Raw genomic sequence first — 20,461 nt, forward strand, 5'->3', positions numbered from 1 at the left:
ACGGAATACAGCTTCTGTCTGGGTAAACCGAACATTTTTATACTTTAACTCGTAGTCCAGTTCTTTGAATGGGAACCAGGTAGAGACACTTAGACCATATTTCCAAGCATATACGAGCAATATTTTTCACTTTCTAAATGTATCAAATACAAAATGGTTATTCAATATAAAAAGCGAATATTTTAATATTATTCATATAAATCGTTCGCATTTAACCATTTCTTACTAAATATATGACAAACCCCTATCTCAAAACAAAAAAAGAGGCTGAGACATAACGAGATGAATCCAATTTAAAGACGCACAAATGGCATACATGAGCTGAACCGCTTGTGACACCGCAGTTTATTTCCGTGCAAGACTTCGCTTTCCGCGGGCGGTCGATGAGAATCCTCGTCACTTGCGTTCCTGCGGGGTCTCACCTGTTACGCTTTTCCCGCAGGAGTCTTCGTCTTGCCCTCCAATCACCTGCTAGAAAGATCTAAACAGGTGAAACCTACGTTCACCCTAATAAAAAAACGAACCACTAATCAAAAATTTTGATCAATGGTTCGTTTTTCACTTCGTCTAAAATACTTTTGTTCCAGCCTCTTTTTCTACTTACTATTTACCGTTCTACCTTCATTTAACGTTTATTGGCAGCGGTGCATGAGACGCTACAAGCTGCTGTTCACGCATTTCTTCCCAGAAGGCTGCCGGAATTACAGTGTTTAATGCCGCTTTGTCTTCTGCAATACGCTCTGGACGACTGGCGCCAGGAATAACGGCAGCAACTGCTGGATTAGCAAGCGAGAACTGTACAGCAGCAGCCTTAATGCTGATCTGATGACGATCTGCAATGGCTTTGATTTTTTCTACTTTTGCCATAATGTCTGAAGACGCTTTTTGATATTCAAAGTGTGTACCTCCAGCAAGAACGCCTGAGCTGTATGGTCCGCCGACAACGATGTCCATATTATGCTTTACAGCTTCGGGCATCACTCGCTGCAGCGCACGTTCATGATCTAACAGCGTGTATCGGCCAGCGAGCAGCGATACATCAGGCTTTGCTTCTTCTAGCTCCAGCATAATTTCGATTGGTTCCACTCGGTTTACTCCAAGTCCCCATCCTTTTATAACTCCTTCTTCGCGCAAACGTGTAAGCACACGAAATGCGCCCGTTCGAGCAGATTCAAATTGTCCTACCCACTCATCTCCATAAAAATCTTGCGCAACATCATGAATATACACAAAGTCTAAGCGATCTGTTTTTAAACGGTTTAAGCTCTGCTCAATTGAACGAAGAGTTGCATCAGCGCTATAGTCATTAATAATTTTATTTTTACGGCCGAATTCAAAAAGCCCGCCTTTTTCTCCCATATCACGTGAAGATGTGTCTTCTAGTTCATCTGAAATAACGCGACCTACCTTTGTACTTAGCACATACTCATCGCGATTTCTTTTTGATAGTGCTTCACCAAGTCGCATTTCTGCTAAGCCAGCTCCGTAAAGAGGGGCTGCGTCAAAGTAACGGATGCCGCTTTCCCAAGCAGCATCAACCGTTGCGATGGCCTCTTCTTCTGGAATATTGCGATACATATTGCCTAGTGGTGCTGTTCCAAAACCTAGTTTTCCCTGAAGTATCTCTCTCATATTCATAAAACCTCCTGAAATTTTTATAACTCTATTTTAGAATTTGATTCGTATAATCAATTTATTAAATGTCTTATTATTCCCTGACAAAATTTATTATGAAGCATACAAACACGAAAAAAAAGTACGCACTTTAAAGTAATATGGGAACTAAAAAGTAACCTACTAAGATGCAAATGAGCTTTTTAGACTCTTTTTTCTTTATACCCTTTCTACTTCTTACTCATGCAAACAAACATTTTGCATACAATAAGCAGAAAGCTACTTTATAAATGAGGTGAGACTCTTGAGAGATGAATACTTCAAAAAAATTGAAGATAAGCTCGATAAGCTTGATGAAATGGACGATTCCACAATGAAAGAAGAACAAAAAGATGAGTATTTTCAAAGTTTGCTAGATGATATGGATGATTTGTTAAAAGACATGCGCCAGCGAGAAAAAGACTCGAATCATCTTGTCAGCGAACATATGAGAACGGTTAATGACATATTTGATAACGCAATCAAAAATTTAAAAAAAGACCGAAGCTAGCGTTATAACACTTCTACTTCATTTAAATATACTGATTTTTCTGTTTTTTAATATAAAAATATAGTATTTCATATATAAAAATGGTATTTTCAGTATACGCATACAGTAGGAGTGAAAAGAGGAATGAAAAACGGTCACTTTAAAGAACAAGTAAAAACGAAAGAAGAGCTTCGCCGTATAGTCGGCACGCCTAACAAATTGGCGCATCAAAAAATAATTCCTTATTTAGATCGACACTGCCGGGAATTTATTAAACATTCCCCTTTTGTTATCATTGCTACAGCTGATTATAAAGGAATTTGCGACAGCTCTCCGCGGGGTGATCACCCTGGTTTTGTACAAGTCGTCGATGAGAAAAGGCTGTTGATTCCAGAGAGGCGCGGCAATCAAAAAGTAGATTCATTGGAAAATATTTTATCTAATCCTCAAATCGGACTGCTTTTTTTGATTCCAGGCATAGAAGAAACGCTGCGGATTAACGGCAAAGCTTGCATTGTAAAAGAAAAAGCGCTGCTTGAAACAATGGCGGTTCACAATACAGCTCCGCTGCTCGCTATCGGCGTCGAAGTACAAGAATGCTTTCTCCACTGTAGCAAAGCATTCAAGCGATCAAAGCTGTGGAATCCAGAATCTTGGGAAAGAGTCGAAACGCTTCCTTCCGCAGCTAAAATAGTCGCAGAACACGCAGGCTTTTCCACTCTAGAAAGCCGCAACAATCCCGAAGAAAGCAAAACCCAGCACCTCTATGAAAAAAAGCCGCTATAATGCGGCTTTTATCATTTTACCATCAAAAAAAATATACCTCCAGCAATGATCAGAACGGGTAACAAAGCAAGAAGCACGCCATTTTTCGAAGATCCTATGTATTCATGATCACCATAGGCGCGGCCTGCTCTCAAATCTACTTTCACCTGAGATTCTTCTTTTTTATGTTCTTTTTTCATCCTCTTTGCCTCCTAGCGGCAGTTGAGCGTCAATTTGCTTAATATGATGCTCTAAATGAGCAATATAATCTTTAGCCAACCACTGGAGCGAAACGAAGTTTCCATCTTCTAATTTGAATTGATACATATGCTTTTCTGTTGGTATATGCGAAAGAACGGAAGCAATTTGCTTATTTAAACTGCGCCATAGGGCAACTATTTCTTCCATAGACGTAGCTTGATAGTACTGCAGCTCTACCCATTCATCTTGCTTGTAAGGAGTCAGGGCCAAAGGTATTTTTTCATGCTGCACATTGATAAAGCGCTGCAAATTGTGAATGGCTGAGTCACATAAGTGCCCCACAATTTCTTTAGGTGACCATTTCTTAGGAGCAGGACGGTTTGACGCCGCTGCTTCAGAGAATACTTCAAGCTTTTTAGGGAGCTTTATCACCCATTCATCTAACTGAGCAATCGTCGTTTCCATGTTCATTTCTCCTTTAAGCACGTTTTTTCAAAAACCTTTCCCATATAATATTCATCGACTGATTTTTCATCTACAACGAGCGAACATACTTTTTTCCCTTCTATTTCAAAACCCATCTTTTTATACAGCGAAATGGCCGGTTCATTGTGGGTCATAACCGTTAGCTCCACTCGTTTAATGCCGCTCTGCTCTGCCCATCTCTCCAATTCCTTAAACAACGAAGTGCCGATGCCCCGGTTTCCATAAGATTGAAGCACGCCAACAGCTAAGTATGCGCTGTGTTTTTTTCGGTTAACGCTTCCGCCAATCACAGATAAATGTCCGACAAGCTGGCCGTCTTGTTCCGCCACTAAAATGGTCGAGTTCGGCATCTTTAAAGAAGTTGTAATCATTTTTTTCTGCTGTTCAAGCGTAGTCGCACGCTCATTTTCCTCGTACAGCATATAGGCTGTTTCTCGATCAAGCTCTTTATTTAACGCTAAAAAAGCGGCTGCATCGGAAGCTAAAATTTCTCGAATCACGTTTACCCCTGCTTTCGTCAATAGTAGTTAACTAGAAAAGAACGTTAATAAACGGATGATATCCTTACACACGTGCTGAACGTTTTCCAAGAAAAGCAGTGAAGATAAAACATATACTAAAAGCGACGGCTGAAACGAAAAAGCCAAGCATCCACCCTAAAGCTCGCATAAACGTATCTTCATTGGGATACAGAGGCTTAACGCTTAGCCACTGGATCACCATAATCAATGCTACGATCAAGTAAAAGCTGCTTCCTGTTAAAGCCATTTTAAGACGGTTTTTAAATGACCCTGTCCACGCTGTACTAAAAGCGCTCCACGTGAGAACACTTACAATCGTCGCTAAAAACATAAGAACAAGATGTAAATAAGGGATATCTGTAAACATAAGAAGATAGAGTAAAAATATCGTAGTACCAAAATATAAAACATTAATGCCAAACAAATAGCCTCCGCTCAGCCAGTGGTTTTGAAACCACTTTTTCTTGCTGAGACGTTCTAGCATTCCGCTGGGCACCCACAGCGTACGCGAAAAAATAATCATCACCAGCACAAGTACCACGCCGGCTAAAAAGAATGTTGACACCTTTTCATCAGCCTTTCTGCCTAAAATAAATATGGTTAATTATACTATTGATTACAAAATTAAACTATTGTTTTCTTTATTAATTAAAGAGGCTGAAACATAACAAAATTACTTTAACCTAAAGATGAACAAATGAGATAAATAAGCTGGACTGCTTGTTACACCGCTGTTGATTTCCGTGCAAGACTTCGCTTTCCGCGGGCGGCCGGTGAGCCTCCTCGTTGATTCTGCATTAAGAATCTCAATTCATCATTCGGATCTTCATTCAACGAAAATACTTTTATCACAGCCTCTTTTTTACGCCTATTTACATTCTTCCTCCAGTAAACGGATTGATTTCCCCTGTTAAATCACGTCCTGCTTTCTTTTCTTCATGTGCGATGCGCTTGCCAATCGCAATTTTATTCCAAATTAGTGGAACCCAAATACACGCTCCGAAAAAAATCATCCAAAAAAGTTCTCCCATTTCCTCCATCCTTTCATTTTCTGCTTTTATTTTGAAGACAATAAGAAACGCGCATACGGTTTTTATTCTTGATTTGAATCACTCATGCCGTATGAAAAGAAATAAACCAGGACTGATAAAGCCATTCCGTAAGCGGTCCAAGCCGCTAGTAAAATGGCGTACTGATGATTGATAAAAAACACTCCGCTTGAAATCAGCAGCAGTATAAAACTAATCCATTTTATTTTTTTCATTACTCTATCCCCTTTACTTAACCTTTTACAGTAAGTTTCTTATTGTCTACTTGTTATTACGGACAAAATGTATAAAAGTTCCATTTTTTTAAAAAATAACCGAAAAAGAATTTGATAAAACGTTCAACTATCGATTATCATATACCTTAAAGTAAGCTTTACGATTCATAAGTGGGAGTGAACAATCTTGTCTTATAGCATGAAAGAAATGAATGAAAAAACCGGGCTTTCCGCACCGACTTTGCGCTATTATGAAAAAGAAGGAATCCTTCCTTTTGTAGAACGTGATGAGAATGGAAAGCGCCTCTATAACGATACGAATATTGAGTGGATCCGTTTTATCTTAGCTCTGCGCTCAACGGGCATGCCGCTTGCAGAAATAAAGCGCTATGTAGAGCTCTATAAACAAGGCGAAAGCACGATTAAAGAACGAAAAAACATGATGCTTCAGCACAAAGAAGCGGTAGAAGAAGAAATGGCCAAAACTTTTAAATACCTCGAGCAAATTAACTACAAGTTAGCTTTGTACGACTCACTAGAAGCAAGGTTAGAGCAAAAAGAAATTAAAATATAAACACAAAAGTCCGCAGGTGCACCTGCGGACTTTTTATTAATACAGTGAATTTACGGTGTTTAGCAGTTCTTCTGACCATGTCCAATCGCTGATTTCAACTGCATCTGTTACGTGGTGCAATTTACTAGCTCCGATAATGCTTGATGTCACAGCGGGCTGATTTAGCACCCATGAAAGAGCAAACTGAGACAAGCTTACTTCATGTTGTTCTGCTAACTTGCGATACTGCTCCACCAGCTGAAAGTTTCGGTCAGTAAAGTAGTTTCGCAGCAGCTTTTCACCATGTGCAGCACGGCTTTCTGGCGGCACGTCATTTGGTGTTTTATATTTGCCTGAAAGCATGCCGCGCGCTAACGGACTGTATACCATAACGCCTACACCTTCGGATTGACTAAACGGCAGCAGCTCTTGTTCAATTTCACGAGAGAGAAGATTGTACTGAGGCTGAACGGAAATAAATTTTTCAAGATTCATGTTGTCACTAATATGATGAGACTTTGCGATTTGCCACGCGGCATAATTGGAGCAGCCAATATAACGAACTTTGCCTTGACGAACTAAATCATCTAGCGTGCGAAGCGTTTCTTCCATAGGTGTATTCGGATCAAAAAGATGAACTTGATAAAGATCAATATAGTCCGTCTGTAGTCGTCGCAGCTGATTATCCACTTCTCTCATAATATGTGTGCGTGAAAGACCTTTATCATTTTTGCCTTTTCCTACGGCAATGCCGACTTTTGTTGCAAGCACAACATCATCTCGTTTTCCTTTTAACGCGCGTCCAATAATTTCTTCAGATTCCCCTGTGCCATATCTAAACTCTTCATCCTGCCCTTTTCCGTAATAGTTGGCTGTGTCAATGAAGTTAATTCCGTTTTCAATGGCGCTATGTAAAATAGCTGCCGACGCTTTTTCGTCAATCCATCGTCCAAACGCCATGGTACCTAGACATAAATTTGATACTTCCAGACCTGTTGTTCCAAGCTTTCGATATTGCATCGATACCCTCTCCTTTTTATTTCTGTTTATAGTCACTATTATCATACACCTTAATGTGCACTTTAAGACAAGCCTTGAGCGTGCGTGCATATACAAAAAACTGTTAGGAACAGGCAGTGCTTCTAGCAGTTTTTTGGTTCATTTCCCGCTTATTTTTTTACAATTCGCTTCTTCAGTAGACATAATATGGTAAGATAAATCATAGCTTACCCATTATCGAAACTACATTAAGCTGCCGCCGTTAAAATCACGGCAATTCCATTAAAACAAGCGTGAATGATCATACTAGGAAGCAACGACTTTGTTTTTTCGTACACCCAAGCGAATACGAGACCTGAAAAAAAGTTAACGGGCAAGGTATTGTACGTTGGAATATGCACCAGCATAAAGATAAACGAACTTCCCGCCAATCCAAATACAATCCCTCCTTTACGTTTCAGCCACGTATAAAAAAAACCTCGGTAAATAATCTCTTCATAAAAAGGTGAGATCACAGCGGCTGAAACAAAAGCAAGTATAAATGAAAACAGCGACAGGTCATGCTGTAAACTGGCTGTTTTTTTATTTTCATACGTCATACCAAACCATTCCATGAGTACAACAATTGCCACACTTCCTAAGATCAGCACAAAAAGCCAAAAAAGAATGAGCGGCCAGTGACGTTTTGAAAACGATTGAAAACCAATTTTTCTATCACCATCCTGCACCATCAGCCAATACAGAGCTGATAAAAACACAGTTGCCATAACAAATCCAGTAGCTGTTCCAGCATAGAGCTCACTTTTAAATAGCGACTGGAAAACGTGCTGCAATGCTCCTTCAATGAAAACAGGAACACCAATAAACGTAACGACTAGCATAATTACAAATGATTTTATTGTCCATAATCCTTGATTTTGTTGTTTCAATTTACTTCGCCTCCCTTTTACCTATATTCAGTGTAAAAGGTGACGTAACGTTACCTGCAAGCATTTTTTTGGAGGGATTAAACATGATTTATTTTTCTACGGGGCAAGCCGCTAAAAAATTAGGGCTCACGGTGCGTACGCTTCGTTACTACGATCAAATCGGATTGCTTCATCCATCGTCAAAAGCCGAAAATGGAAAACGCTCCTACTCAGAAACGGACTTAGTCACACTAGAGAAAATTACCCTGTTAAAAAACTTAGCCGTTCCTTTGCGAGATATTGAACTTATTCTTCATCAAGTAAGTATTGATGAACTTTTAGCGATTCATCAGCAAAAACTTCAGCAAAAAGCTTCAGAAATTCAGCGAGCTTTAGAACACACCCACACTCTTCGCAACAGTATAAAAATAGAAGGTGAACTAAACTGGAAGCAGCTCCTTCCTTTAGTTCACAATCAGCCTACTACACAAAGCAGCTGGACTGATCTGCTTTCAATAGAAGAAAGTGAGATTCTGCAGCGTGATATGCCTAAACTGGAGAATGAGAGTGCTGATAAATGGATCAGCATCATTAAACGAATTCAGCTGTGTTTAAAGCATCAGCGTTCACCACAGTCTGAAGATGGCCAGCTGATTGCGGCGGATATACTGCTTTTATCAAGTGAGCTATTTGGCCCTCATACCGATTTAGAGAAAGCCTTTTGGGATATTCGCAAATCTCCTGAGGCATCCAGTTCACTTAATCTCTATCCTATTGACAGCGAAGTCCTTCAATTTATTGAAGATGCGATTATTTTTTACGAACAACACATAAAGGAATGAAAGTATTGAAAAAAGAAAAGCTGTTTGCTAATTCTTCTTATAAAAAATTATTTATTTCAAGTACTGCGGCAAGCTTCGGAGATTTATTTGATATGTTTGCGGTGATGACGCTTTTTACATACGTGTGGCACGCAAATTCCCTCTGGATTACGCTTATTCCTGTCGCGTACGCTTTGCCTAGCATCCTGCTAAGTCAAGCAGCTGGAAATTTAGCAGACCGCTACAATAAAGTACAGCTGATGTTTCTGTCTGAACTAGTCCGTCTTCTGTTTACATGTCTGTTGTTTTTCACAAATGAACCGCTTTTGGCACTAGGGGTGCTGACGCTGCGCTCTATGAGTTCTGTTATGAAAGTGCCCGCACAGCTCGCTTACGTTCGAGAAGTGGTCAAAGAAGACCAGCTGCTGCAGGCCTCTACTTTACAAAACATTATGTTTCAAATTGCCAAAGTTGTGGGACCGTTTCTCGGAGCCGCCGCGCTGACGTTTACAACGCCTAAAGCATGTATTTTAGTTAACGCCGCAGCTTGTATGATTTCTATCGGCTTGCTGTTTTCACTTAAAAAAGCAGGTGAAAATATTCAAGGGCAAGCTGCTCGTTCTTCCCATCAAGCGAAAGAAGCGTACTCAAACGGCTGGGAACTCGTTTTTCAGCACCCAATTCTTTTACGTGTCGTTGTTTTGTTTCACGTTTCATACTTTGTCGTCATGCTTGTTGACGCTCAAATTAGCATCTTTCTTCGAGATGTGCTCCCTCATAACCCGGAAATGCTCGGCTGGCTGCTTTCTGGAATCGGGATAGGAGCGCTAGCAACAGGAGTGTATCTTAATCGAAAAAAACACGTTCATCATCCATTTAGGCTTTTATCACTTGGACTGCTTCTATTTGGAGGGGCTTTATTTTTCATTAGCTGCTTTAACCCAGCCGTTATGTCACGCTATTTTATTTTGATTGCTGCACCTATTGGAGGGGCCGGAGTTGGGCTTAATTTACTGCTGTTTAACTATATCGTTCAAGCATATAGCGACAAGGAACACCTCGGAAAAGTGTACGGATTCATTAACACCTTAACGAGTGCCGTTTTACTTACTGCTCCTCTTCTTGGAGGCATGGTCGTAAAGCTTGCAGGTGCTCAGACGACTTTTTTAACGGCGGCAATCATCATCGTAAGCGTTGGATTTGTGAGTATGGTGATGTCGCTGCGTGATAAACAGGAAAGAAACGTTCAGATTGACGCATAAAAAATATCTTTCCTTATTCCCCTGCAGCCGGCTGGATTCTAGGGACACTGCTTTTGCTAGGAAACTCTTTTTATACGAGAAGATACTTACATAGAAGAACAGCCAAAAAGTAAATATCAGTCCGGAGCCGTATATACAAACCTTCATTCGGTTATGGTAAAATAGATAAGCAAAAACTGGATGTAAGGAGATTTTTAGTTTGAAAACGGGATTAATATCTGGCATTATATCTTTAATTATTGTGATTATCATTTCTATTACAGCAGGCAACTGGCAGTATATTTACTATATTTCAGGCCCTCTTGGCATATTACTTACGGCAATTGCACTCGTAACCTTACTGGATACATTTCGATTTGAAACGAGAGGACCTTACTTTACCCCGGTCCGGCAGCGAGAGGATACAGAATGGATGAAACGTTTTATTATTGCAGCTGTTCCTCATTTAGTTGCTTCTTGTATTTGTATTTTATTTTTATAGAGCTCAAAAAAAGGTTAAAACATAACGAAATGAAGCTAACCTAAAGACGAATAAATGAGATACATGAGCTGAACCGCTTGTTACACCGCAGTTGATTTCCGTGCAAGGCTTCGCTTTCCGCGGGCGGCTGCTGAGCCTCCTCGTCGCTTGGCTCCTGCGGGGTCTCACCTCTTCCGCTTGTCCCGCAGGAGTCTTCGCCTTGCCCTCCAATCAACTGCTAGAAGGAACGAAACAGATAAAACTATATTCACCATCGTAAAAAAAACGAACCACTAATCAAACATGTTAATTAGTGGTTCGTTTTTCACTTGCGCTAAAGTACTTTTGTCACAGCTTCTTTTCTCATTTACGAAATGCCGCGCGACATACCGTAATAATCAATACGGTAGTCCACAGATCCCTCTGCAAATACATTTACAGCTGATTTAGAATCTTTTTTCGGGAATACGCGGGAAGTGAAGACAATTTTACCGCCGTTTATATAAATTTCGACAATGCTTTTGTCGACAAATACGCGAACATCGACTTCATTTGACGCCGTCCATTTTTCAGAGCGAACGACACCGTATTCCGTTGCATATTGATGGTGGAATGAAGAGCGGTCGAGTCTCACTTCTTGCTTTTCTGTATCAAACACAAGGCGAAGCTCTTCTTCTTTACTATTAAACAGCTCTAAACCAAACTGTTTGGCCCCTATCTCGCGGAACGTCATATTGATTTCATAGGCATTGTTTGTTGCTTCATCAATAATCACTTCTTCATTTTTTAGCGTTCCTCTAAAATGAACCGCTTGATCTCGAAGCTTATTTAACTCTTCTACAGGCTTTTGAACAAGTTCATTACCTTCAAGGGAAAGCTCACGAGGAAGCGTTAATGCATGGGCCCATCCGTATTCGTCTGATGGATAGTCAACGTCCGGGTTTCCAATCCATGCAAATAGCAAGCGACGTCCGCTTTCATCTTGAAACGTTTGCGGTGCATAAAAGTCAAATCCTTTATCAATTTCACGGTAATACTCCATTTCAAACGTTAAACTTTCCACATCAAAGGTTCCCACCGCGTAAATCACATTATAAATATTATGAAAATCGTGGCTGTCCGCTTTGATTCCCTGCGGTGAAAAGACAAACACATCTTTTCCGTCCAGTTTAAAGTAATCCGGGCACTCCCACATATAGCCAAAGTCAGGAAGCGATGTTTGAACTTCGCCTTTAAATGACCACTGAAGCGCATCGCTTGATTCATACACAATTAATGCGCCCGTTTCGTTTTCACGCTGAGCGCCCAGCAGCATATAATATGTATCATTTTCTTTCCATACTTTCGGATCGCGCACATGTCCTGTATACCCATCAGGAACGCCTCGTACCGCTGGATTATGCGTGTATTTTTCTACACTTCCATCCCTTTTTAGCATCGCGATACATTGATTAGCTGAGCGTGAGCCGTCTTCGTATTTTACATTCCCCGTATAAAACAGCAGCCCTTGACCATCTTTTTTGATAGCGCCGCCTGAGTATGCGCCGTGCGATTCATATTCTTCCGTTGGTGTTAGGGCAACCGGAAGGCGTTCCCACGTTACTAAATCCGTAGATTTCACATGAGCCCAGTGCTTCATTCCATGCATCGCACCGTACGGATACCACTGATAAAACACGTGATATTCACCGTTTAATTGAATCAATCCGTTTGGATCATTCATCAGCCCGTACTGTGGATGAATATGATAAATCGGCTGCCAGCTGTCTTTGATTGCTTTGTCTTTTAATGCTTCTAACTCTCCAGATTTTGCTTCTAAAATCGTTCTGTACTTCGATTCAGCCATTTCTTCAATCCCTCCAGCATCTAAAAAAAGAGAACGTATTCTCCTTGCACTCTATGATATAAAATTTCAAGTGAAAATGCTACCAAAGAACGAATGTTGTCGTTTTCTTGTGTCGGATTTTATAGATAAGTTTTTTTCTGTTTTTATAGCAGAAAAGAAGGTTTTTCTGTCAGGTGGTTGAATACTATATACAATCAAATTTCACCAGCCTGTACGAGCGTCCGACGGCACTTGCAGATTTTTTTAGCGAATCATTTGCGTTTTGCAGGAAGTATTCAACAAAATGGTAAACCCTTCATATTACATATTATAAAAGGAGGAAATGTCATGACAAAAGAAAACGTAAAAGAAACAGTGGGTAAAGAAACAAAAGGTGGAAGCAAAGAGTTATTAGTCGGCACTTTAGTAGGCAGCGTAGTGGGTGTAACAACAGCTTTACTAGTAGCGCCAAAGTCAGGAAAAGAGCTGCGTGCTTCTATTCAAGACGGAGCGAATCAAGCACTTGCTAAAACAGGTCAAGTGAAAGAAACGGTATATGCAAAAGGCCAAGATTTCAAACAGCGCACGGCTCGTCTTTCACAAAAAGTCTCCGAACAATCTTCGCAAGTTGTCAACAAAGTGAAATCTCTACGCACTGCTAAAGAACAGCCGCTTGCAGAAACGGCTGCAGCAGAAGAGCTTGAAACGACAGAAATCGTTCAAGATCCTGTTCTTGAAGCTGAAGCGGTGCAAGAAGAATTAAATACAATTACGCAAGAAGTAAGTGACTTAGAACAATCTGTCGATGAAACAAGACGTTAATAACGAGCTGTAGAGATATCTCTACAGCTTTTTTATGTATATTCGCTATCCTTCCTTCCACCCTTCAAAAAAATAGCCTCCATATGGACACGGCTCTGATTCCGGCAGTTCTTCATAACGCTGTCCGCTGTAATACTTCGCCAGCACAATCTTAGGCTTCAAAACCGCTATCCCTTCACTGTCTTCTTGCTCCGCTCCGCTTTCTCTCATCAAACAAAAAATATCCATTCCCGCAAACTCTCCGTACCCTTGATAGCACGACTCATAATAAACTTTACCAGGTGTCACCAAATAACACTCCCGCTGCCACGACGGCTGCTTACTGTAGACACTCGCAATACTTATTCCACTCACTGCACACTTCCAGCTGCAAATTCCAACCATATAACGCCTCCAACGACTTAATAGTCTATTCATCTACAACTTTTGATGAAATCAAACGTCCTGAGAAATGTACAGCATTTTAACGTCGACCAAAAACCTACGCTACCAGATTCCCTGACCCCTTGAATTCCCCCAAAAAGGTCCACCTATGCGGAAGTTGGCAGCCCGCAAGGGAGGACAACTTCCGCTTAGGTCTAGCTCTGTCTCCGTGGCTAAAGAGCAGCCACGGAGACAGAGCTACATCGATAAAAATAAAAAAGGTCTGATAAATCGACCATTTCTGGTGATTATCAGACCTCAAGTTTTTCTGCATTTGAGCGGCTTATTTGCTGTTCAAGCGATTTAGCCAGCAGGACAATTTCATGATCTACATATTTTGTTTTGATTTCTTCAATTTCCATTAATGTTTTAGAAAAGCTTTCTGCATTATTTCCCTGTCTGTGCTGCACATCTTTAAAGAAATCAAGCAGTGCCTCGTTAGACTGCGTTGGACGGCTAAAATCAATCGTGTACATTTTGTACCCCAGTGTTAAATTTGTTGTAGTTGTCATAATTATTTCCCCCATTCTTCCTATAGTGATATATCTTCTATTCTTTACCCTTTAATTCCTTCTTTTTAACCTAAATTAATTATTTTTTTCAAAAAAACTTCCCATTATAAGAAAAAACACCCTTATAACAAGGATGTTAGAGTATTCTTCCCTTCGGTACAATTCCAGATGCAAAGTCATCTTTGAACTTAAAGCTAGCAGAATTGTTTTCCTCTAGAAAATGTATTTCCCATTTAAAGACGGGATATTCAGGCTTGTACATTTCGACTTTCTGATTGGGATTTTCTTCTAATCTTGCAATTACTCGTTTGAATCCTTCATATGCAATCCACCAGTCGCTTCCGGTTTCATCGGTAATAAAACAAATAGAACCGTCAATTAAATGAAGGTTTTGCTTGATATCATCAGCATTGGTAAAATACGCATTTCCAAACGTTTGAAGACAACGATCGCAATAACCTGCTTTGCCTCCATCTTTATAAATCCAGTGTGCGATTGGCTCACTGCAGTCTTTACACGTATTCGTCACTTCTTGAAGAAATGTCTTGCCGCTCCACTGTTCTTTTTCATTTTCAAACACGGTCCATACTAAATAATCCTCCATTTGCTCTGAAATAAAAAGGCGAAACGGCTCGTCTCGATGCCAAAAATGAATATTCTGTTCGTCTGATTCTTCAAAGTCTATGACAAAATTATCTCGTTCTAATATATGTCGAATAACATTGGTTAAAAAGGTAACATCCATACAAGGACCTCCCGTACTAAGCATAGCTTCTAGTAATATAGCGTTTATGAGTTAAAACATATCACGCGCGCTGAAATAACGTCAATGATTACCTCTTGCTTTCTCCGAAAACTGGAAAAGAAATGGTCAAACGCGCTATAATGGTAGTCATGTTAAAACGGAAAGGAGATTTTATGAAGTTTACCGTTCAATCAGCTGCACTTTTTCTTCTCTTTTTTATTTGTTTAAGCGGCTGTTCGGATAACGCCGAGCAGTCAAAAAAGCCGGCCGGCTATTTAGTTCAAGGGCGCATTTTACAAGTGAAACAGAATGAAATTCTCATTGCAAACGTCATTCCGCGAGATACCGCGCTTGACTATACAACCAAAGAAATACTTGGTTCTAGCGATGTACAGCCTATTTATGTAAAAGTTGCAGATGATCAAACATACAAAAAAGGACAGCTCGTTAAAGCATGGCTCAAAAAAGACAAAAGCGTTCAGTATTCTGTTCCCGCAAAAGGCGAGGCTGTGGAAGTCAACATTTTAAAACAGCCGTAGAAAAGCTCCTGTTACAGGAGCTTCCTTCGCGTCAGCGGACGTTCGGTCCGATTCATTTTATGCTGTTCAAAATCCCACTTTTCTAAAAAGCGCTTTGCTGATATATAACCAGATTCATATAAAAACTCGATTTCTTCTTCTTTTAATGCAAAATCCGTTGCCGTAATCACACCCGTTGGAATTTGTACGGTTCGTTCTTTTGTCTCCGCGTTCAAATACCGCAAATCGTGAGCTTGCAGCATCGTTGTAAACATGCTTTTAAATAAATGGACAGGTGTTGGAATAATAGCAGCTGTATCAATTTCTTCTTTTACAAATCGAAAACCAAACGTCGGGAAACGCGGATGCTCCGTATCAAACAGCCAAATCGGAAAATTGCTTAAAAGCGCTCCATCGACAATGTATGACCTCTTGAACCCTTTGGATTTCCAAATGACGGGACGAAAGAAAAAAGGAATGGACGCACTCATCATCACGGCTTGTGAAATCTTCATATCGCTTGGCTGCATTCCGTATCGGGGCAAATCGTCAGGGAGCACAAGCATCTGTCCGTTCGAAATATCTGAGGCAATAATTTTCAGCTTATCTGCAGGCAAATCTGCAAACGTTTCGATTCCTTTTTCACGCAGCAGACCGTACACCCATTTTTCCAAATAATCATTTTTATAAAAACCTAAATGAACCATCAGTTCAATCAAGTTGCCAATGAGAGGAATTCGGTTAATGATCGTTTTTCCGCGAAACTTGGCATAGTCCATGTTTTGAAGCTCCTTGCGAATTTCCCCGCTTTTATAGCCGCTCGCCAAAAGTGCCGCAATCAACGCTCCGGCTGACGTACCTGCTAGACGCTGCCATTCTACATTGCTTTCTTCCATCGCTTCAATCGCACCGGTGAATGCGATTCCTCGAACTCCTCCCCCTTCAAACACAGCATCTGCTTTCACATCTTTCCCCTCCTATACAACTCTCTAGTTTTTATATACCCTTTTTTATATTCAGGTTTTCGCTACTCCATACCTTTTATTTTTTTAACAAAAAAAGACTGTTTCTTTGATCGAAACAGTCTTTTCTTTACAGTCGCTTTATTACCATTCGATAGTAATTCATTGTCAGCCAGTAGAAAATGAAATAAATAACCCCGTATACTGCATCCGCTATTAAAACAGGAACGATCAGACTTTCACCGGTTAGATTCGTAATGACCTTCAGCGCAAATAGACTGTGCAAGATGCCAATTACTAAAGGCAAACCAAACGTAAACAGCTGCTGCTTTCGAACGGCGCTCATCATTTGAGACACTGAAAACCCAAGCTTGCGCAGTACTTCAAATCTTTTGCGCTCTTGTTCGGCTTCGGAGATTTGCTTAAAATAAATAATACTGCCCGTTGCCATCAAAAAGACGAGCCCTAAAAATCCTCCAATAAAAATAAACAATCCTTTACTCATTAAGCCTGCCTGAAACACATCATAGTATGAAGTACGGCTTTCTCCAGCTTCTTTTGCGATTTGATGATAGTTCTTAGTAAGTTCGTTTTGTTTGTTTCCATCATCGGTATTAAATACGTACACCGCTTGCTTTTTTCCAGCCTTTGAAAGTTTGATAAACGTGTCGTGATTGACTACAAACTGATAGCCGGCACTGTCAGAATCAAGAATGAGCAAAGGCTCGGATTTAACGACTTTTAAAGCAAGCTGTTCTGATTCCTTCAGCTGCACAGCTGCGGTTTTACCTGTACTAGGCTTAAACACTTTTCCTTTTGCCATTGAATCAAAAATAACGGTTTCATTTGCGCTTAGCGCAGGAACCGAAACGCCATTTTTCCGCACTTCTTCTTCATCTAAAAAGCTGATTTGTTCCCTATCTTTATAGTAGCCCGATGTAATAAATCGAAAATCCGATAAATCAGCGGAATGCTTCACGATATGATAGACATACTGATTTGATTGGATATCTAACTCACGCAGTACATCCATAAAGCCTTGCGCTGCGTTTTTACTGTGCAGCGTATAGTCATAAGGCTGCATGCTTCTGGCATCGGCTTTTGTGTTATAGTACGAGGAATACGTCACACCAACTGCTACAAGTGTAGTAGCCGACAAAATCGTAATTAGGGTTAACACTCGTGCATTTGCTTTAATGCGATACATCATCGTAGAAACGCTTAGCATATTTGCAAACGAATAATATCGGCTTGCATGCTCTCGGTAAAGTCCCATCAGCCACTCAATTGTGGCTTTAAAAAGTAAAAATGTACCGAAAATGACCGAGAACAGTACAACGGCTACAATTAGAAAAAAATTAGGCGTCACAATGTTTCCCGATGAAAGGTAGTACCCATAGCCAACGAGTAAGATACCCAGTCCTCCCACTGCAATTGAGCGTTTCGAATTCATTTTATTTACGCGTTCACTTTTGCTTTCTGCTTGAAACAAATCTAATAGCGTATAGCGGTACATAATAAAATAGCCTTGAAACGAGATAAAAATGGTAACAATCAAAAACACTACGGCTGTTTTCAAAACCGCTTGAAGAGAAAATGTGAGCGTAATAGAAAACGACAGTCCCATAAGCTTTAGTAAAAACAGCACAAACAGCCTTGAAAACACGGTACCTAGTAAAATACCGACCACCAAAGAAAAAATCCCCAGCAGCATATTCTCGTAGAAAATCATTTTCCCAATCGTACGTTTTTCAATACCGACTAAATGATACAGTCCGAGCTCTCTCTTACGCTGTCTGATAAAAAATGAGTTTGTGTACCAAATAAAGACAACAATAAAAGTAAGCAAAACGTAATTTGAAGCATTAAAAATGCCCTGCAGCCTCATCTCTTCTCCAATCACTTTTGAAATCGATTGGTCGTACTGAAGCGTAGCAAACACATAGTACACAACAATACTAAAAATCATTGAAAAGAAATAAAGGCTGTACCGACTAATATTTTTGCGCATATTCTTTTTAACAAGATCAAATACGGTCATAGCCTTCACCGCCTAATGCGCCTTGAATGTTCATAATTCGTTTGAAAAATTCTTGTCTCGTTTGTTCGCCTTTAAACAGCTCCGTGTAAATTTGTCCGTCTTTAATAAACAGCACGCGGCTGCAGTAGCTTGAAGCCAGCGGATCATGCGTCACCATAATAATGGTGGCACGGTCTTCTTGATTTAACTGGGACATCTTTTCAAGCAGGCTTGAAGCGGCCTTGGAATCAAGAGCTCCGGTAGGTTCATCGGCGAAAATAACGGCTGGATTCGTAATAATTGCTCTCGCTGCTGCAACGCGCTGTTTTTGTCCACCAGAAATCTCATACGGGTACTTACCCGCCAGCTCATAGATGCCTAGTCGCGTTGCGGTGTCTTTCAGCTTCGCTTCCATTTCTTTCTTAGACATTTTTGTAACCGTAAGCGGCAGAAGAATATTTTCTTTTACTGTTAACGTATCCAGTAAATTATAATCTTGAAAAATAAATCCTAGATGATTGCGTCTGAAAGCAGACAGCTTCTTATCTTTCATGAGCGCTACGTTTTCTCCTTGAATCCATACCTCGCCATCTGTGGGACGGTCAATCGTTGAAAGAATGTTCATCAGCGTCGTTTTTCCCGCTCCAGATGGTCCCATAATACCGACAAACTCTCCTTCTTCGATTGTAAAATCAATTCCTTGTAGCGCTTCGTATACGTTTCCTCTTGATCCAAACGTTTTGGTTACATTTTTCCCTTCAAGGACAATACTCATTTCCCTTCCTCCTTTCGTTCTTTTGTAGGCCACACGCTTTTCACCCGCTGCGGCAGCTCATTTTTTGTTATAATGTCATATTTCCGAACTTCGTTACCTCGAACAAAAAGGTCAATAACCGTTCCTTCTTTTAACTGTTTAATCGTCGTAAACGTTTGAAAAGTTGTTTGTCCTTTTTCGTTTATTACTGAAATGGTATATTGAACTCGTCCATAGTCGTCCACTTTTTTTGCTTCTTTTGGGATGATCCCGTATTGATGCTCCGTTGCGGCGTTTTGATAAATCTTTACTCCTCCTATACATGCTCCCACAATAAAAATCAGGGCTAAAAGGCTAATCCACTTTCGCTTCATGTACGTTCCCTCCTTGTGTATAGCTCTATCTTACTTCGTAACAAGGAAAGATTCGTTTGAAGCAGATGACAATCTCGGCTTTCAACCTTACATTTTTGAAAGGTTATCAAAAGAATTCGGTTTGTAGAAGGTCAAAATTACCGTGGTTCCTTCGTGTAAAAGTGAATGTACCTCTATTCGATGGCCAAGAGCATCTGTAATTTTTTTTGAAAAATACAGCCCTAGCCCCGTAGCTCCTTTCGATTTTCTTCCGACATTTCCTGTAAATCCTTTTTCAAATATGCGCGGAAGGTCTTGTGGTGGAATGCCCTCCCCTTGGTCAACGATAAATAACTTCACATACTTCGGCGTTTCTTCACTAAAAAAAGAAAGCTTTCCTTCTAGAGGGCTATATTTAATTGCATTGGATAACACTTGCTTCACAACAAACTGCATCCACTTTGGGTCAGTGTGCACTAACGTATCTAGATTCTTTTCATCAATATGCAGTCTTTTCTCAATACACCATTTCGAGAAATACGCAACGTTTGGAAAAACAAGTTCGCTTAGCGACACTGCCTGCACCTGGTAATCTTTTTCTAAGTGACGCAGACGTGCGGCATATAAATTCTGATCTACTAACCCATCAATTTTCATCCATTCATCTTCAATATCCTTAAGCCAAGGCCATTTATAAAGCTCTGTACGACGAGCGTTAATAAGCAGCTTCATAGCAGTAAGCGGCGTTTTGATTTCATGAACCCACGTCGTTATATATTCCTGCTGTTCTCGCTGCTGTACGTGAAGAGCGTGAGTTTGTCTGCGATAGACACGATCTATACGCTGCAGCAGACTCAGCATGTCTTCATCTGCTTTCGTTCGCACGTATGAATGCATTTCTTGTAAATCGTACGCGTCATTCTGCAGCATTAAACTTAATCTTTTTATAAATCTTCTTTCTTTTACTCCTCTCCATAAAAGAAACAGAATTAGCATACACAGCGTTAAAAGATTCAAGTACCAAAACGAAGTAGACGATACCTTAATATCATACTCGAGAAGCAGCAGAGCATCGATTACACTCAGCCATAGAAGAACGAATAGAATCCAGCTTAGCCTTTCTCTTAAAAAACTTTTCCACATT

The 20,461-nt window shown here is 40.3% G+C and carries 28 protein-coding genes and 1 riboswitch; of the genes, 8 read left to right on the plus strand and 20 right to left on the minus strand.

Annotated elements, in window-relative coordinates; genetic code table 11:
• Positions 1-32 precede the first annotated feature (32 nt).
• Positions 33-136: riboswitch (purine riboswitch) on the minus strand.
• A gap of 485 nt (positions 137-621) precedes the next feature.
• Entirely contained in the window at positions 622-1,632 is a 1,011-nt protein-coding gene (locus CEQ83_RS18550; protein ID WP_028414966.1) for an aldo/keto reductase, read from the minus strand.
• 277 nt (positions 1,633-1,909) lie between these two features.
• On the opposite strand from CEQ83_RS18550, the gene CEQ83_RS18555 reads away from it, so the two are divergent.
• Both CEQ83_RS18555 and CEQ83_RS18560 read left to right on the plus strand, forming a co-directional pair.
• Positions 1,910-2,164: a hypothetical protein gene (locus CEQ83_RS18555; RefSeq protein WP_223546214.1), complete on the plus strand. Its 255-nt coding sequence runs from the start codon at positions 1,910-1,912 to the stop codon at positions 2,162-2,164.
• Positions 2,165-2,287: 123 nt separating this feature from the next.
• Positions 2,288-2,929: a pyridoxamine 5'-phosphate oxidase family protein gene (locus CEQ83_RS18560; RefSeq protein ID WP_098113604.1), complete on the plus strand. Its 642-nt coding sequence runs from the start codon at positions 2,288-2,290 to the stop codon at positions 2,927-2,929.
• Positions 2,930-2,940: 11 nt separating this feature from the next.
• On the opposite strand, the gene CEQ83_RS27225 is transcribed toward CEQ83_RS18560, so the two are convergent.
• The 7 genes from CEQ83_RS27225 to CEQ83_RS27235 all read right to left on the minus strand — a co-directional run bounded on the left by CEQ83_RS27225 (position 2,941) and on the right by CEQ83_RS27235 (position 5,380).
• Positions 2,941-3,108: a hypothetical protein gene (locus CEQ83_RS27225; RefSeq protein ID WP_165573630.1), complete on the minus strand. Its 168-nt coding sequence runs from the start codon at positions 3,106-3,108 to the stop codon at positions 2,941-2,943.
• Positions 3,092-3,574, minus strand: coding sequence for a DinB family protein (locus tag CEQ83_RS18565; RefSeq protein ID WP_098113603.1), 483 nt, complete (start codon positions 3,572-3,574; stop codon positions 3,092-3,094). Before CEQ83_RS18565 ends, CEQ83_RS27225 begins: the two co-directional genes overlap by 17 nt.
• A 2-nt stretch (positions 3,575-3,576) precedes the next feature.
• Positions 3,577-4,095: a GNAT family N-acetyltransferase gene (locus CEQ83_RS18570; protein WP_098113602.1), complete on the minus strand. Its 519-nt coding sequence runs from the start codon at positions 4,093-4,095 to the stop codon at positions 3,577-3,579.
• A gap of 64 nt (positions 4,096-4,159) precedes the next feature.
• Complete coding sequence (locus tag CEQ83_RS18575) at positions 4,160-4,681, minus strand: hypothetical protein (RefSeq protein WP_098113601.1); 522 nt, start codon at positions 4,679-4,681, stop codon at positions 4,160-4,162.
• 158 nt (positions 4,682-4,839) lie between these two features.
• Positions 4,840-4,968 carry a hypothetical protein gene (locus CEQ83_RS27670; protein WP_255256921.1) on the minus strand — a complete coding sequence of 43 codons (129 nt, stop codon included), beginning with the start codon at positions 4,966-4,968 and terminating at the stop codon, positions 4,840-4,842.
• Between the two features lie 20 nt (positions 4,969-4,988).
• Positions 4,989-5,147 carry a hypothetical protein gene (locus CEQ83_RS27230; RefSeq protein ID WP_165573216.1) on the minus strand — a complete coding sequence of 53 codons (159 nt, stop codon included), beginning with the start codon at positions 5,145-5,147 and terminating at the stop codon, positions 4,989-4,991.
• A gap of 62 nt (positions 5,148-5,209) precedes the next feature.
• Positions 5,210-5,380, minus strand: a complete 171-nt coding sequence (locus CEQ83_RS27235; protein ID WP_165573631.1) for a hypothetical protein — start codon at positions 5,378-5,380, stop codon at positions 5,210-5,212.
• A 187-nt stretch (positions 5,381-5,567) separates the two neighbouring features.
• On the opposite strand from CEQ83_RS27235, the gene CEQ83_RS18580 reads away from it, so the two are divergent.
• Positions 5,568-5,954, plus strand: a complete 387-nt coding sequence (locus tag CEQ83_RS18580; RefSeq protein ID WP_033579956.1) for a MerR family transcriptional regulator — start codon at positions 5,568-5,570, stop codon at positions 5,952-5,954.
• Between the two features lie 36 nt (positions 5,955-5,990).
• Here CEQ83_RS18580 and CEQ83_RS18585 read toward each other — a convergent pair whose 3' ends face one another.
• A complete protein-coding gene (locus tag CEQ83_RS18585; RefSeq protein WP_098113600.1) occupies positions 5,991-6,953 on the minus strand; it encodes an aldo/keto reductase in 963 nt (320 codons plus the stop codon).
• A gap of 227 nt (positions 6,954-7,180) precedes the next feature.
• Positions 7,181-7,861, minus strand: a complete 681-nt coding sequence (locus CEQ83_RS18590) for a CPBP family intramembrane glutamic endopeptidase (RefSeq protein WP_098113599.1) — start codon at positions 7,859-7,861, stop codon at positions 7,181-7,183.
• Between the two features lie 83 nt (positions 7,862-7,944).
• Between CEQ83_RS18590 and CEQ83_RS18595 the strand changes: the two genes are divergently transcribed.
• The 3 genes from CEQ83_RS18595 (at position 7,945) to CEQ83_RS18605 (ending at position 10,404) form a co-directional block, all read left to right on the plus strand.
• Entirely contained in the window at positions 7,945-8,682 is a 738-nt protein-coding gene (locus CEQ83_RS18595) for a MerR family transcriptional regulator (RefSeq protein WP_049166009.1), read from the plus strand.
• Positions 8,679-9,923: an MFS transporter gene (locus CEQ83_RS18600; RefSeq protein ID WP_228123019.1), complete on the plus strand. Its 1,245-nt coding sequence runs from the start codon at positions 8,679-8,681 to the stop codon at positions 9,921-9,923. The genes CEQ83_RS18595 and CEQ83_RS18600 overlap by 4 nt, the downstream gene beginning before the upstream one ends.
• 199 nt (positions 9,924-10,122) lie before the next feature.
• Positions 10,123-10,404 carry a hypothetical protein gene (locus tag CEQ83_RS18605; protein ID WP_028414975.1) on the plus strand — a complete coding sequence of 94 codons (282 nt, stop codon included), beginning with the start codon at positions 10,123-10,125 and terminating at the stop codon, positions 10,402-10,404.
• Between the two features lie 40 nt (positions 10,405-10,444).
• Here the strand turns inward: CEQ83_RS18605 and CEQ83_RS27240 are convergent, their stop codons facing one another.
• On the minus strand, positions 10,445-10,618 hold the full coding sequence (locus CEQ83_RS27240; RefSeq protein ID WP_165573632.1) for a hypothetical protein: 174 nt from the start codon (positions 10,616-10,618) through the stop codon (positions 10,445-10,447).
• Between the two features lie 132 nt (positions 10,619-10,750).
• The gene (locus CEQ83_RS18610; protein ID WP_154992279.1) at positions 10,751-12,229 is read right to left on the minus strand and encodes a glycoside hydrolase family 32 protein; all 1,479 of its coding nucleotides are present in this window, start codon (positions 12,227-12,229) and stop codon (positions 10,751-10,753) included.
• Positions 12,230-12,556: 327 nt separating this feature from the next.
• On the opposite strand from CEQ83_RS18610, the gene CEQ83_RS18615 reads away from it, so the two are divergent.
• Positions 12,557-13,030 (plus strand): YtxH domain-containing protein, encoded by a 474-nt coding sequence (locus tag CEQ83_RS18615; protein ID WP_047750012.1) that lies wholly within the window; start codon positions 12,557-12,559, stop codon positions 13,028-13,030.
• 45 nt (positions 13,031-13,075) lie between these two features.
• On the opposite strand, the gene CEQ83_RS18620 is transcribed toward CEQ83_RS18615, so the two are convergent.
• From CEQ83_RS18620 to CEQ83_RS18630, 3 genes are all read right to left on the minus strand, one after another.
• Positions 13,076-13,414, minus strand: coding sequence for a hypothetical protein (locus CEQ83_RS18620; RefSeq protein WP_098113596.1), 339 nt, complete (start codon positions 13,412-13,414; stop codon positions 13,076-13,078).
• A gap of 290 nt (positions 13,415-13,704) precedes the next feature.
• Positions 13,705-13,965 carry a hypothetical protein gene (locus CEQ83_RS18625; protein WP_016765166.1) on the minus strand — a complete coding sequence of 87 codons (261 nt, stop codon included), beginning with the start codon at positions 13,963-13,965 and terminating at the stop codon, positions 13,705-13,707.
• Positions 13,966-14,101: 136 nt separating this feature from the next.
• The gene (locus tag CEQ83_RS18630) at positions 14,102-14,710 is read right to left on the minus strand and encodes a hypothetical protein (protein WP_098113595.1); all 609 of its coding nucleotides are present in this window, start codon (positions 14,708-14,710) and stop codon (positions 14,102-14,104) included.
• Positions 14,711-14,883: 173 nt separating this feature from the next.
• On the opposite strand from CEQ83_RS18630, the gene CEQ83_RS18635 reads away from it, so the two are divergent.
• Positions 14,884-15,249 carry a DUF3221 domain-containing protein gene (locus tag CEQ83_RS18635; RefSeq protein WP_028414979.1) on the plus strand — a complete coding sequence of 122 codons (366 nt, stop codon included), beginning with the start codon at positions 14,884-14,886 and terminating at the stop codon, positions 15,247-15,249.
• Positions 15,250-15,260: 11 nt separating this feature from the next.
• Here the strand turns inward: CEQ83_RS18635 and CEQ83_RS18640 are convergent, their stop codons facing one another.
• The 5 genes from CEQ83_RS18640 to CEQ83_RS18660 form a co-directional block, all read right to left on the minus strand.
• Positions 15,261-16,193, minus strand: coding sequence for a patatin-like phospholipase family protein (locus tag CEQ83_RS18640; RefSeq protein WP_028414980.1), 933 nt, complete (start codon positions 16,191-16,193; stop codon positions 15,261-15,263).
• A 127-nt stretch (positions 16,194-16,320) separates the two neighbouring features.
• Positions 16,321-18,231 carry an ABC transporter permease gene (locus tag CEQ83_RS18645; RefSeq protein ID WP_028414981.1) on the minus strand — a complete coding sequence of 637 codons (1,911 nt, stop codon included), beginning with the start codon at positions 18,229-18,231 and terminating at the stop codon, positions 16,321-16,323.
• The gene (locus tag CEQ83_RS18650; RefSeq protein WP_028414982.1) at positions 18,218-18,985 is read right to left on the minus strand and encodes an ABC transporter ATP-binding protein; all 768 of its coding nucleotides are present in this window, start codon (positions 18,983-18,985) and stop codon (positions 18,218-18,220) included. The genes CEQ83_RS18645 and CEQ83_RS18650 overlap by 14 nt, the downstream gene beginning before the upstream one ends.
• Positions 18,982-19,338 (minus strand): YxeA family protein, encoded by a 357-nt coding sequence (locus tag CEQ83_RS18655; RefSeq protein ID WP_028414983.1) that lies wholly within the window; start codon positions 19,336-19,338, stop codon positions 18,982-18,984. The genes CEQ83_RS18650 and CEQ83_RS18655 overlap by 4 nt, the downstream gene beginning before the upstream one ends.
• A gap of 87 nt (positions 19,339-19,425) precedes the next feature.
• A complete protein-coding gene (locus CEQ83_RS18660) occupies positions 19,426-20,460 on the minus strand; it encodes a sensor histidine kinase (protein ID WP_028414984.1) in 1,035 nt (344 codons plus the stop codon).
• Position 20,461 lies beyond the last annotated feature (1 nt).

The sequence above is a fragment of the Priestia megaterium genome (genome assembly GCF_009497655.1).
GTDB classification, from domain to species: Bacteria; Bacillota; Bacilli; order Bacillales; family Bacillaceae_H; genus Priestia; species Priestia zanthoxyli.